Consider the following 12,640-nt stretch of genomic DNA (forward strand, 5'->3'; position numbering starts at 1 on the left):
CCCTAGCTCAATTTGTCTATGGCACCACGGAACGAGCTAACCGCACGCCGCAGCTCATCTTCTGTCTTGCCCGTCACCACCGCACCTAACATGATTGCCTTCACTCCGGCACGCTGCAAGGCAGGAACATCTCCCTCTACCAGCTTGCGCTGGGAAGGCACCAGCACGGGAAGACCGGAATGGTCGGCCAGATACCGGTATTTCAGCAGGTCTGCGAAGCTGAGGGCCGTACCGTATTCGCTGCCAGGCACAATGGAAGCTTCAAGCGCCGTGATCCCGAATTGCGCCCCCGCCTGAACCTGACTGAGATCATAGGTGTCATTAATGGCAAAGGTCCGGTCCAATCCATGGTCCTCCAGCATAAAGGATGGCAGATGATGGGCATAGATCGAATAGAAATCGAACCCGAGCGGAGCAAGCCGCCTGATCTCTTCTTCCGCCACACCTTCCAGACTGCCGGAGGGCACTACCCCAAAGGGACCGTCAAAGGCAGACCGGATGTCGCTAAAAATATCCTCATAGCTGTCAAGCGGACCGAAATGAGTACCACTGGCCCGGTGGCCGACATTAAAATGAACCTTCAAAGCATCCGCGCCTTCCTCAAGCGCTGCCTTCGCCAATCTCACATCGTTAGCAGGAAGGCTGATGATCAAGGATAGGGCGTTTTGCTCCAATCTTTGCTTCAATTTACCCATTGTATTTCGCTCCCTGTTTCGGGCAGTCCGTCAAGCCGGACGCTGCTCTCTGCTGAACGCCGGTTGACGGTCCCTTGCCCGGAGTCTTATTTCAAAATAGCCTCGACATCAGTCTGCATCTTCGCCATATTGTCCTTGGCGGACGCCGATTGGCCGAACAGGCGGTCAAAGCCTTGCAGCACAGCATTGTCGATATCCTGCCAGCGGATGTGGCCCGGAATGATGCGCGCCTTCGGCATTTCATCGATAACAGCTTGCACGATGTGCTCGGCTGGCGGGTTGTTCGGCTGATTCAGGAACGCATCGGAACTCAGCACCGATGTACGCGGCGGCACGAAATAAGTGGATGTCGCTTCGATCCCCGACTGGCTGGCGAACAGTTTGAGCAGCTTTTTGGCTTCCTCCGGATGCTTGCTGTCCTTGAACAGCGTATAGCCTGCTTGACCCAGCATCGGAACACTGCCTGCGGAGCCGGACGGCATCGGCGCAATGCTCCATTCAAATCCTGTAATCTCACGCGCTTTCGAGACATAGCTGTAGTTGTCGAAGAACATTCCCAGATTGCCTGCGTCGAAGCTAATCTGTTCGCCTGCTTTCGGGTGGGATTCGTCCTCATACATCATCCTCTCCAGCAGCTCCATGGTCTCCACGCCATACTGGTCATTCCAGGTGAACGCGGTCAGATCCTCATTGAACGGGCCGCTTCCATAAGACCACGAGTACGAGGACAGAATGGCCCAGGTCTTCCAGTCACGGAAGAAGTTCGCGCCATACACCCGCCCCCCAGCATCTTTGACAGCAATCGCTTTGGCCGATTCCTCAAAGGTCTTCCAGGTCCATTTCCCTTCGGAAGCCAGCGTATTCGGGTCCGTCAGATTCGCCTTGTCGAACAGCGTCTTGTTGTAGAACATGACCACCGGCGGTGTCGAGAACGGCAGGCCCAGCAATTGATCCCCGTCCCGGAACAAATCTAGCGTGCTCGGAATATAATCGTCCAGGTTAAAGGAAGCATCGTCCTTGAAGGAGGAGACATCCGCCAGAATGCCGTTGGCCTTGAACTGCGGGATCATCCGCTCCGAGACCCAGGCGATATCCGGAAGGGATTTCCCTGCGGCCAGCACCGATATTTTCTGCTGATAATCCGTGAATGGCACCGAATCCATAGTCACCTTAATCCCCGGATTGTCTGCTTCAAATTGGCTGATCAGCTTGTTGTACACATCCATATGCCCTTGATTGCCCCACATAAGAAACTTTAACTCCACATCTTCCTGTTTCCCGGGACTCTCGGCATTTCCGCTTGCTGCGGGCTTGGCACAACCTGCCGTCAAGCCCAGCAGCATGGCTGAAAGAAGCACTGCTCCTGCTTTTTTCATGAACATCCCCCTTTGATATGTTAGTTTTAATGACTCTTTTAGTATAAAGGAGACGTATTCGGTGTAGAAATCATCCAAAATACAGGAATGGTTCGTTATATTTATGTTTTACGTTAGATTAACTAACACTTCACTCTTGATTATTAAATTGATTACGGTATTCTCCCCCCGTCATCCCCGTCTGCTGCTTGAACACCAGCATGAAATGCTTCGGGCTTTGATGGCCGGATAACCGGGCCACATCATATATTTTGAGCTGGGTATGGCTGAGCAGCCATTTCGCACGTTCCATCCGGGAATCGGTTACATAGTCTGAATAATTGCAGCCCGCCTCTCCCTTGAACAGCTGGCTCAGATACGTAGCGTTCAGATTGACATGGGAAGCTACCGTCTGCAGCCGCAGATCACCGTCAATATGCAGTCTGACATATTCCTTAACATCCCGTATAATCTTGCGTGTATCTCCTCCGCTCTCCACCCGCAGGGGGCCTGGCGTCTGTTCCAGGGAAGTTATGCCATGACGCTTATCGAGCAGCAGCCGTGCTTTTTCCATCACGCTAACCAGCTCATGGCGTTCTACGGGCTTTAGCAGGTAATGAAGAACTCCGTATTCTATGGCTTTTTGGGCATATTCAAATTCGCCGTATCCGCTCACAATGATGACCAGCAGCCCGGGATACATCGACTTCACCTTCCCGGCCAGCGCCAGTCCGTCCATTTCCTTCATGCGGATATCGGTAATCATTACGTCCGGCAGCTCGGACTTTAAGTACAGGAGCGCCTCCCGTCCGCCCGGCATTTCAGCGGTCACCTCGAAAAAGGGCGCCGACCTGCTAATTAGCTCGCGCATCCCTTGTCTAATCACGATCTCGTCCTCTACGAGCAGCACTTTATACATTCTCTTCTCCCCCTGATTCCGGTATCGTTATCGTAATAGTCACAGCCAGCCCTTGTCCCGGACTTCCGTCAACCGTGAGGCTCCCGCCTTCCCCGTACAGCAGCTTGATCCGCTGGCCGATATTGCGCAGCCCCAGACTCTCCTCCTCGCTGCGCCGGAGCGAATCCATGGAAGGATCTTGTTCGATCTCCCGGTTCAGCGCCGTGAGTTCCTCCTCCTCTAAGCCGTTCCCGTCGTCACGCACCGTAATCAATAGCTCGTTGTCAAAACGCAGCGCTGACACCCAGATCCTCCCTTCTTCTCGCCCGGCGATCCCGTGATCGATGGCATTCTCCACAAGCGGCTGAATGGTGAGCTTCGGAATGCGCAAATGCTGCACATCCTCTTCAATCTCGTTATGCACCGTCAGCTTACCGCCAAAGCGGATCTGCTGGATACGGACATAGGAGTCCACGAACGCGATTTCCTCTCCCAGCGATACGAGCCGGCCGGCCTTGTCAATCGTATAGCGAAGCAGCTTGCCCAGTGCGGATACCATATCCGATACCTCATCATGCCTGCGCTGGACGGCCATCATATTGATCGATTCCAGCGTATTATAGATAAAATGCGGGTTGATCTGACTCTGCAGGGCGGACAGCTCAGCCTCCTTTTCCCGGAGTCCAATCACGAGTACCTCATGAAACAGGCGGTTGATTTCCTCCATCATCTTATTAAATCCGCGCCCGAGCTGCCCGAATTCATCTCCCCCCAGCGGACTGACCCGCATGTTGAAATCGCCCCGCTCCACCCTGGACATATTGCTCTTGAGCTCCACCAGAGGGAGGGTGATCCGGTACGATACCGCATAAGCGAGCAGCAGCACCGTCACCAGGCAAAAGAGGGCAAGCCATAACGTGAAAATCATCATCGCACGCGATTCCTTCAGCATGACTCCAATGGGGGTCAGGCCGATGACGGACAAGCCCGAATACGGGGACTTATGGCTGACAAACAAATAATCTGTGCCTCCCAGCCTCTCCCGCTCCCCGCCATGCAGGTCCTTGATTCGCCCGGAGCCCATCAGCTCGCCGTAGGCCGACTGCCCGTTATCCGGCTTTTGCTCATACAGCAAGCGCTGGTCTCCGTCAATGATCATCAGGTTCGTGGATTGTTCAATCTTCAGCTTAGAGAAGACGGAGCCGAAGGCTGACTGCTTAGCGTCGATGAGTATGTAGCCCAGACGCCTCAGTGTTCTGGGTTCCTTGATCACCCTGGCTACCGAAATATAGGCTGAGGGGTCGGTTCCGGCATAATAAGAGGGATGATGCGGGGGAAGAATGATCCACTCGCCGTCCGACTGCTCCAAGGCGCTGAACCATTCGTCATGCCTGCCATCCCATGAGGTGTTGACCGCCAGCGGCTCCACGTTGGAGAACAGGGTTCCGCTGTTGCTCAGCAGATGGATGCCCCGGATTTCCGGACGATCGTACGCCTGTGCGGAGGTATATAGTTTCATTTTCTGATAATCATCAGACAGCGCCCATGTGCCTGAGCCCATAGGACCATCGTATTTAGCCAGAATAGATAACACCTGCTCGTCATACAGAGGCATCAGCGACAACCGCTCCAGATCCTTCAGCAGCCTGTCCAGATTGGCGTTGGCCTGTCCGGCGACATCCACCGTATATTGCTTTGTTTTCTCGTTCAGGGTGGAGGAGAAATGACGGTACGTCACCATTCCCTGCACACTTAACGGCAGCAGCGTCAGCATGGTGAACAGGAGCAGCAGTCTGGTGCGCATTTTACTTCTTCTCAACCGTAGGATCAGCCCCCGCAGCATCTCAAGCCCTCCTTTTGTTAAGTAAGCTGACATCTAAACCTCTATACAGTTTATCGTATAATGTTCCGTAATTGAATTCTATCCTCTTATATTTGGAAAAGGTACGGTTCAACAAAGTCAATAAACCCCAAACCTGCTGAAAAGCAAGGTCTGGGGCTTATTATTTTCACTCTTCGATTACAGAATCAGTTAACATAATATTGTTTATGTCTCCTTGCTGCGATTATACATTTTATCCCACACTCGCACTTGATTGCTGACATACTCTCTCAGCTCTGGCGGCCCCACAATTTCAGCATGAACCAGTAGCGGCAGCACCCTTGCACAGGCCGAGCTATAATCGTACATATTTACAGTAAAAATCCAGGCATCTCCATCAGATCCGGTATTCATGACCTCCAGCCCCTGCAACATCTGCTCATGCTTAACACGGGTACGGATGACCACCGGATAGAACTCCCGCGCTCTGCTGGTCTGAACGAAGGCTTGCTCTGCATGTTGCCAGTAATGCTGCAGGGAGAACTGCTCAGGGATGGCATAGGTCTCCTCCAATAAAGTAACAGCTGTGAACCGTTCGCACTTGAATGTCCGCAGATTCCCGGCGCTCTCGCAATAGGCGGCAAGATACCATTCCCCCTGCTTCACGATGAGTCCATAAGGCTGCAGCTTCCGCTGCGAGCTCTCCCCATTCACCTTAAGGTACTCTGCCGCAATCTTCCGTTCCCGCCATACCGCAGTGCGCAGAATCTCAAGATACGGCACCGCAACATGACCGCTCCACCACGGCGTATCATCGAACAGAAACCGGCGCTGCGCGGTACGGATATCCTCCTGATAGGGAGCAGGCAAGCTTGCTTCCAGCTTCAGGAGCGCATTTTTGAGCAGCAGACTGGTCTCTCCTGAACCGCCCGCCGGCATTCCCATCCCGGTCAAAAAGAGCTGGACTACCTCTTCCCCATGCAATCTCCGCAGACTCACCGTATAGCCTTCCATGAGCGAAATCCCGCCGTTCGGCCCAGTGGTGGTGACCAGCGGAATTCCCGATTCCGCCAAAACATCGATATCTCTGTAAATGGAGCGGACGGACGTTTCGAGGGCGATGGACAGCTCGTTCGCCTTCATCCGGCCCCGGGATTCAAGCAGTAAAAGTATAGCAATCAATCGGTGCAGCCGCATGCTTCTCCCCCAAACCTTCTTATTCGTCAACTATTCTTGCCACTCTGTTGTCAACAATACTGCGTTAAGATGAATGTATCAAAATCAAGGAGCTGCTGCAAATGAATATTGGCATATTAGGAACTGGGTTCGGGGCGTATCACGCCTCTCTTCTGAAGCAAATGGAGTTCGTGAACAGGATCGTCGTCTTCGGGAGAAATGAGGACAAGCTGCTGAAGCTGAAGGAAGAGCTGGGGGTAGAGATTACGATGAATGCTGAGGACATTCTGTCTGATCCCTCGATTGACGTAGTGGATATCTGCCTGCCGTCTGCGCTGCATAAGACCTATGCGGTAGAGGCGCTGAGACGAGGCAAACATGTTTTTTGCGAGACGCCGGTTGTTCTGGAGCCGGAAGAAGGGCGGGAGCTGCTGGACGCCGAACAGCGGTATGGCCGCAGAATCCTCGTCAATCAATTCATCAAATTCGATTATGCCTATGAATACCTGGAGCAGTCCGCCCGTGAATCCACCTACGGCCAACTGCTGCATGTCAGCTTCCGCAGGGAGACCGCCCCGGTGTGGGGGGATCTGGGCCTGTCCGCGATCGCTGTCAATCTGATGATTCATGATCTGGATGCTAGCGCGTGGCTGCTGGACACCCCTGTACCCTCTTCCGTCTGTGGGACATCTGGAGGTGTGGACGGTCAGGCGCTGGTTCATGCTACTTTCACTAACGCTGATGTTAGCGCGCACATAACCGTCTCTTCACAAATGCCGGAGGCGTACCCGTTCACGGTTGGTTACGAAGCGTATTTTGAGCACGGCAAGCTGGTATTCCACGAGACCAATGCTGCGAATGGAGAGGTTGAAGCCAGCCTAACCCGTTATACTTCTGCGGGCAAGACGGCTATCCCGGTGACCCCGAACAATCCTTATGAGAAAAGCCTGCGGCATGCCTTATTGTCTCTCCGGGACGAGACGGACTCCTGCCTGGCGCTGGAACATGCACTGAAATCCGTGAACCTAGCCTTCCAGTTGACGGATCAGCTTACAGTAGCCCCGGTGTAACGGGCTTTTGGATGGAGTACGGAAAGAGTTGGATTTGCTACACTTGCTGATGAACGAACGGCCCCTGCTGGGGTAACAGTTGGAAAAATGGCACTTACTTAGGCGTATTCTCAGTAAATCTGCAAAAGCGCCTCCAGCAGGTGCTGTTTTTCCAAAGCCTACTGACCCCCATAAGTCCATGTCAATAACGAAACCTCGCCCGGACGGTTGACAGCGAAGCCCTGCTTTGGCAGGTTTGGGCCTCACTTTTTCCTTTGTTAATGGCTAAGTCCTTCAAGCGTATGGGTTTGAGTGATGTGGTAAGGGGAGCGGATATTTCAGGTTTTTCTATTGTGAATTTTTCATATGTTGAAATTATATAATTAAGGGGTCGGGAAAGGTGTGTGTTTCATGCTTTTTCATACTCCTCATTAATCAATGGTTAACATAATTATTTTTATGTCACTTCTATACCCCGACGTTATAACGCGTTGCCGTTACAATATAGTACCGTTTATTTTCGTTGTCGATACCCTTGGTTCCCGCCCCTCTACTCCCCTGCCAACATCGTCTGCGCAAAGCGCTCCAGCTTATCCATGGACAGCCCGCCTCCTGTCTTGTGCTCCTTGCCTTTGACCATACGTATAACCCACTTATCCAGCGCAGATATCCGGTCCGGGTAGATCTCATCGCCCATGATTTCCTTGGCAATCGCCTTGTTATAGATGATCTCAGGATAAGCCTGCTTAAGCTCCTGCTCCCCCTTCTCCCCTGTCATTCCTGCACAGATGAACAGTCCCAGCCGTTTGGTTAAAAGCTCCTGCTTGTGCTGGGCTGTGAATGCACCCATCTCCTTACGGATTCTGCCATAGTAGATGGAGCCGCCTAGGATTACTGTGTCATAGCCAGTTAGAACCGGCAACTTGCCAGTTCTCAGATTCACCACTTCGGCCGCGTTCAGCCTGGCTTGCAGCAGTAATGCGGCTTTTTCGGTGCATCCGTATTTGCTTGCATACACGATCAAAATCCGATTGCTCATTAGGTCCGCCTCTATTCTATAGGTAATGGACTTGCAGGGGATGCGGGTTCCTGCGCGTTGCGCAGTACAAAAATGAGACACCAGATGACTGCCAGATTGAACATTGGAAACAGGATCAACTCTGCCATGGAGACATGAACTCCTGCCCTTAACATTCCAATCATCATGGAGGAGATGGAGGTCAGCAGGGTTGCAGCTTTTACCAGGACAACAGGAGCCAGAAGGTAACCGTAAGACTGTCTGCGGACGAGCAATGCCCCTGTCAGCACCATGAGCGGAAGCAATACAGCTAAATCAAGTGCCTGAATCACCAGCGTGGTGTAATGCTCAAGCAGAGCAGGCGCAGTTCCATTCCGCCAGCCGCCGGCAATCCGGCCCAGCCATAGCATGATAATCAGGAAGGCGATCAGCAGCAGGATGAAGCCAATGCTTTTACCCGGAAGCTGCGTCTTCATCAACACCCCCTCCCGCTCCACCGAGCGAAAGACCAAAATAAATGCAAATAAGCTGCCCGAGAACAGCAAGACGTAGACCAAAAACAGATCATTATACATAGCCAGAAAACAATATGAAGCATAGGTATAGGTGAAGTATCCGAGCGCTCCAGCAAGCAGCAGCCGACTCCGTATCGTTCCTCTGAGACTCAGCAGCAGGGATACGAGCAGCAAAGGAATGCCCACCACTAAAGTAACGCCATCCTGAGCGATAGCCTGGGCTGCTGCGGACAAAGAATCATTCTTGTAGATTCCGCTTCCGTACAATTCAATCTGTTCTCCCCGGATGGAGGTGAAGATGGGATGGCTCCCCTCATTCTCAGATCCTTCACCTGAAAATAGCCCGATGCCTGACGCAACAACACCGAGCACGATCACCATCCACGTTAAAAAGGTAATGGCTCGTCTATGGTTCATTCTAATCCTCCTATCCTTGTGCAATATGCACCATGGCTTCTATGTGCCGGGTAATCAGAGCCTCCTTCTGCCCCTCAGGCAGATTCCCCTCCACCATCAGCCTCATAATCAGCCCGAAGGCTGCGCTCCAGATGATTTGGGCGGTGAGTTCAAGCTCCCTCTGCTCGCAGGAGGTCATCCCGCTGAATTGACGGAGCGTCTCACAGAGACCCGCGATCCCGCTGCGTTCCAGGGCTGCTCCCTGATGCAACACCCCGGTGTGGCTAAGCACGGACGGCGAATCATTCAGCATCATACTCCGGTACTGTGAGCCTTCCGCCGTTGTAACCTTAATGAACTGTCTAAGCGTGCGTCTTAAGCGCTCTTCTGGAGATTCTTCATCCGGTGAGGCCTCCGATCCGGCAATCAGTCCGCCCATTAGCTCCCGGTAGCCCCGCTGAAGAAGCTGTTCCACAATCTCCTCTTTTCCTTGAAAATAGTGATAAATAATGCCGGCCGAATACTCCATCCGTTCCGCGATTTTGCGGATCGACAGCTGCCTGATCCCCTCCTCCGCCAGCAGCTCGCCCGCCGTAGTGAGAATCAGATTACGCATCGCTTCGCGCTCCTGCTCTTGTCTCTCTGCTTTGCCCATGATCGTTAGACTCCTTCTGTCAGAGTGTTGCTGTTCCGCTGGATTGAACACTGTAATGTTTTTGAACATCGTTCAACTTAGATTATAGCCGCCGGTACTTGGAAAGGTTGTGATCATTTATACATTACGGCAAAAAAGCCTGAAACCCCGCAGGTGTCTCAAGCTTTCGAGCTTCGGCAGATGCTCCGCCTAATCAATATTGGCAATCTTCCACTCCCCCTGCTTATTAGGCAGCAATGAAATCTCGTAATTACCGTCAGTAATATAGCCCTCAGAGGTCATCTGCGTAAACTCCACATAGAAGGCCGCCCGTTTGGCTCCCTCGACAGGAATTCCGACTACGGTCAGTTTATGGAAGCGGTAAACATTCTTATGATCCAGCAAGTACTGTAAGTTGTCATTAAGCAGCGGTGAATACATCGTGGCAGCGAACTTCTCTTTGTCTCCGGCGGCCCAGGCTGCAATACAGTCCAGTGTCTCCTGGAGCGCTTGCTTGTTGCCCGGACTGGAGCCTACATCAGGGACCTTGAAGAAGACTCCCGGCTTAATCGGCGGTTGCTTCTCCATGTACTCCACACCACTCAGCATGGATGTGAAGAGTGGAAGCAGCGCATCCCGTTGTTCGTCCTGAATATGGATCTCGGCCCGGTAAGTATCCTTATAGGCTGAGAAAATAAATGCCTCAACCCTCCGGTCCCCCTCCACCCTGCTCCCTTCATATTCCTTGAACTTCAGCAGTCCCGGGTCTGTACCGGGTTCGAACTTCCCGCCAGTTGCAGCCTTCTCAGTGCCTAACTTAATTAACGTAATATAATTATGCTTGTCCGCAGTCCCCCACGCCGTTCTGCCATCCTGTTCAAAACGGATCATCGTCTCCGGCAAAAACACCCCGAGCGGTAAAGTCGGGTCTGCGGAGTAATCCGCTTGGACATTGACGCCATCCAGTTCGTAGCCCCTGCCGCTTCCTGAATAGTCCCGTACTTCGGGAATCAGCGACACGGATTTAACAGCAGGCGCAGCTGTTGCAGCCGGAGTAGGAACTGCGGTCGCAAGAGCTGCTATTGTAGCCGTAGCGGCCGCGGGCGTTGCTGACGGCTGAGCCGTGCGCTCTGCACCCGAAGAACCCTGATCCGCTCCATTGCTGCAGCCTGTGCTGATTGCTATTGTAACCGCTATACAGCCCGCTCCCCATAAGCCCATTCGCTTGGACAATCTAATCACCTCAGTTACCAGACGCCGGATACGATCCAAAGTTGCGCTGAAGTCTGCCAGGAACAGGTAAATTTATTTCTTAACTCTGTTAGTGTTTAATGTACTGAAGTATTGACTCGGATTGCCTTGGCGGGAATTGAACCGCTCCTGGAAATCACCGCCGGTGTAAGCTCCGATGACCCGGTGCCAGAAATCCCGCGCAGGAGTGTTGGCACGAATCTGCGACACCTTCCAGTTGCCGGGGAACATGTCGAACAGCCGGTGTGCCGCCCAGGTCCCTACGCCGCTGCGCCGGTAGCGCTGCATCACAAAAAACTCCGTCATATAGAACTCGCCCTCCGGGTCGCGCAGCAGACGGTCGATCAGGGCAAAGCCTGCAACATTGCCGTCTACGGTGAGCAGGTAGGCGAATTTATTTTTACCACTGCTCCAGTAAGCTTCCAGACCGGGATATGACGGGAACACCCCCTCACGGTCGACCTGCAGCTCCAGATAGCGGGTAAAGTCATACAAATAGAATTGCATCAATCTGCTGATAATCTGCTTCTGCTCTTTAGGAACCAGCTCGATTCCAAGTTCCATTAAGGTTCACCTCTGCCGTTTTCGTTTACTACCCATCATATAACTTTGTCTCATCAGGAGCAAGGTTTGCCAGAAACATGGTAAGATAGAAGGACAGCCCTCCCCCTTGGGGAAACTTTAAAGAAGGTGAAGCTCATCAGTATTCAAAAAGCGACCGACCGGGCAAACCTAGATCAGCGGCTGCCGCAGATGCCCTGGTTTGTCCAGCAGTTTATCGACTATAAACGGCCGGATTTGTCCCCCTCCACGCTGCTGGAGTATATCCGGGACTATGAATCCTTTTTCGGCTGGCTGCGGGGTGAATGTCTCTCTGTTGCGGCCAGCAATGCTGACATCACACTGCTTGAGCTGGAGACGCTGCATATGGACAGCATTGTCGGCTACCGTCTGCACTTGACCACCCGGGCTGAGAATGCCAATTCGCGGGTGACCGTATCCCGTAAGCTGTCTGCGCTGCGCTCGCTGTTCCATTATCTGAGCCAGATTGCCGAGGATGAGAACTTCTACCCGCTGCTGAAGCGTAACATTATGGCGAAGGTTGAGATCAAACGCATTCACAAGCCGAAGGACACCGCCGCCAAGCTTAAAGGTAAAATTCTGGAGGACGAGGAGCTGCTGGAGTTCGTTGGCTACATTTATGAAGGATATGGCACAGCTGTGGAAGCCAATAAGCAGGCTTATTATTCTTGGCAGCTTAACCGTGAACGGGATGCCTGTATTGCCAGTCTGATTCTGAATTCCGGCCTGCGCGTCTCCGAGGTGGTCAACCTGAACGTGGATGATCTGGATGTCAACAATAAGCTGCTCTATGTCTTCCGCAAGGGTCATAACGACGAGACCTTCAAGACCCCGGTCTATTTCCGGGAACAGTCGAAGGATGATCTCAGCTTGTATCTAAACCTCCGCCAGAGCAGGTACAAGACGCCGAAACGGGAAAAAGCGCTCTTCATCGCCCTGCCCAACGGCAGCAAAGAAGGCAAACGGATGACCAAACGGGCGATCCAGGAGATGATCATCAAATACGCCAAACGGTTCGGCAAGCCTTATCTGACGGTGCATAAGCTGCGGCACTCTTTTGCCACCGATTATTACCTGCAGAATGACATCTACCGGACGAAGGAACAATTGGGCCATGCCTCTACGGAGACTACCGAGATCTATGCCCACCTCACGGATAAAACGATGTCGGAGGCGATTGAACGCCGTATGGACAATGAACCGCCGCAGTAATCTGCATGAACTGCTATGTTAATCTCATTTATTTTTT

12 protein-coding genes are annotated in these 12,640 nt (G+C 52.7%); 2 read left to right on the plus strand and 10 right to left on the minus strand.

The window, feature by feature from the left end; translation table 11 throughout:
• Positions 1 to 2: 2 nt before the first annotated feature.
• The 5 genes from MKX51_RS16265 to MKX51_RS16285 all read right to left on the minus strand — a co-directional run bounded on the left by MKX51_RS16265 (position 3) and on the right by MKX51_RS16285 (position 5,967).
• A complete protein-coding gene (locus tag MKX51_RS16265; protein WP_340993151.1) occupies positions 3 to 695 on the minus strand; it encodes a hypothetical protein in 693 nt (230 codons plus the stop codon).
• 86 nt (positions 696 to 781) lie between these two features.
• Positions 782 to 2,071: an ABC transporter substrate-binding protein gene (locus MKX51_RS16270; RefSeq protein ID WP_340993152.1), complete on the minus strand. Its 1,290-nt coding sequence runs from the start codon at positions 2,069 to 2,071 to the stop codon at positions 782 to 784.
• A gap of 130 nt (positions 2,072 to 2,201) precedes the next feature.
• Positions 2,202 to 2,969, minus strand: a complete 768-nt coding sequence (locus MKX51_RS16275; RefSeq protein ID WP_340940356.1) for a response regulator transcription factor — start codon at positions 2,967 to 2,969, stop codon at positions 2,202 to 2,204.
• Positions 2,962 to 4,791 (minus strand): cache domain-containing sensor histidine kinase, encoded by a 1,830-nt coding sequence (locus tag MKX51_RS16280; protein ID WP_340993153.1) that lies wholly within the window; start codon positions 4,789 to 4,791, stop codon positions 2,962 to 2,964. Before MKX51_RS16280 ends, MKX51_RS16275 begins: the two co-directional genes overlap by 8 nt.
• Positions 4,792 to 4,995: 204 nt before the next feature.
• Positions 4,996 to 5,967, minus strand: coding sequence for a helix-turn-helix transcriptional regulator (locus tag MKX51_RS16285; protein ID WP_340993154.1), 972 nt, complete (start codon positions 5,965 to 5,967; stop codon positions 4,996 to 4,998).
• A gap of 101 nt (positions 5,968 to 6,068) precedes the next feature.
• Between MKX51_RS16285 and MKX51_RS16290 the strand changes: the two genes are divergently transcribed.
• Entirely contained in the window at positions 6,069 to 7,016 is a 948-nt protein-coding gene (locus MKX51_RS16290; protein ID WP_340993155.1) for a Gfo/Idh/MocA family protein, read from the plus strand.
• Between the two features lie 529 nt (positions 7,017 to 7,545).
• Here MKX51_RS16290 and MKX51_RS16295 read toward each other — a convergent pair.
• From MKX51_RS16295 to MKX51_RS16315, 5 genes are all read right to left on the minus strand, one after another.
• Complete coding sequence (locus MKX51_RS16295) at positions 7,546 to 8,034, minus strand: flavodoxin domain-containing protein (RefSeq protein ID WP_340993156.1); 489 nt, start codon at positions 8,032 to 8,034, stop codon at positions 7,546 to 7,548.
• 11 nt (positions 8,035 to 8,045) lie between these two features.
• Positions 8,046 to 8,945 (minus strand): hypothetical protein, encoded by a 900-nt coding sequence (locus MKX51_RS16300; protein ID WP_340993157.1) that lies wholly within the window; start codon positions 8,943 to 8,945, stop codon positions 8,046 to 8,048.
• Positions 8,946 to 8,955: 10 nt separating this feature from the next.
• Positions 8,956 to 9,579, minus strand: a complete 624-nt coding sequence (locus tag MKX51_RS16305; protein ID WP_340993158.1) for a TetR/AcrR family transcriptional regulator — start codon at positions 9,577 to 9,579, stop codon at positions 8,956 to 8,958.
• A gap of 189 nt (positions 9,580 to 9,768) precedes the next feature.
• Entirely contained in the window at positions 9,769 to 10,791 is a 1,023-nt protein-coding gene (locus MKX51_RS16310; protein ID WP_340993159.1) for a hypothetical protein, read from the minus strand.
• 72 nt (positions 10,792 to 10,863) lie between these two features.
• Complete coding sequence (locus MKX51_RS16315) at positions 10,864 to 11,373, minus strand: GNAT family N-acetyltransferase (RefSeq protein WP_340993160.1); 510 nt, start codon at positions 11,371 to 11,373, stop codon at positions 10,864 to 10,866.
• Positions 11,374 to 11,508: 135 nt separating this feature from the next.
• On the opposite strand from MKX51_RS16315, the gene xerS reads away from it, so the two are divergent.
• On the plus strand, positions 11,509 to 12,603 hold the full coding sequence (gene xerS / locus MKX51_RS16320) for a tyrosine recombinase XerS (protein WP_340995625.1): 1,095 nt from the start codon (positions 11,509 to 11,511) through the stop codon (positions 12,601 to 12,603).
• Positions 12,604 to 12,640 lie beyond the last annotated feature (37 nt).

Origin of the sequence: Paenibacillus sp. FSL M7-0420 (assembly GCF_038002345.1) — a bacterium.
Taxonomy (GTDB): domain Bacteria; phylum Bacillota; class Bacilli; order Paenibacillales; family Paenibacillaceae; genus Paenibacillus_AQ.

Excerpts from the sequence above, each read along its gene's own strand:
- MKX51_RS16265 (WP_340993151.1), bottom strand. The coding sequence starts at position 695 with ATGGGTAAATTGAAGCAAAGATTGGAGCAAAACGCCCTATCCTTGATC.
- MKX51_RS16270 (WP_340993152.1), bottom strand. The coding sequence starts at position 2,071 with ATGAAAAAAGCAGGAGCAGTGCTTCTTTCAGCCATGCTGCTGGGCTTG.
- MKX51_RS16275 (WP_340940356.1), bottom strand. The coding sequence starts at position 2,969 with ATGTATAAAGTGCTGCTCGTAGAGGACGAGATCGTGATTAGACAAGGG.
- MKX51_RS16280 (WP_340993153.1), bottom strand. The coding sequence starts at position 4,791 with ATGCTGCGGGGGCTGATCCTACGGTTGAGAAGAAGTAAAATGCGCACC.
- MKX51_RS16285 (WP_340993154.1), bottom strand. The coding sequence starts at position 5,967 with ATGCGGCTGCACCGATTGATTGCTATACTTTTACTGCTTGAATCCCGG.
- MKX51_RS16290 (WP_340993155.1), top strand. The coding sequence starts at position 6,069 with ATGAATATTGGCATATTAGGAACTGGGTTCGGGGCGTATCACGCCTCT.
- MKX51_RS16295 (WP_340993156.1), bottom strand. The coding sequence starts at position 8,034 with ATGAGCAATCGGATTTTGATCGTGTATGCAAGCAAATACGGATGCACC.
- MKX51_RS16300 (WP_340993157.1), bottom strand. The coding sequence starts at position 8,945 with ATGAACCATAGACGAGCCATTACCTTTTTAACGTGGATGGTGATCGTG.
- MKX51_RS16305 (WP_340993158.1), bottom strand. The coding sequence starts at position 9,579 with ATGGGCAAAGCAGAGAGACAAGAGCAGGAGCGCGAAGCGATGCGTAAT.
- MKX51_RS16315 (WP_340993160.1), bottom strand. The coding sequence starts at position 11,373 with ATGGAACTTGGAATCGAGCTGGTTCCTAAAGAGCAGAAGCAGATTATC.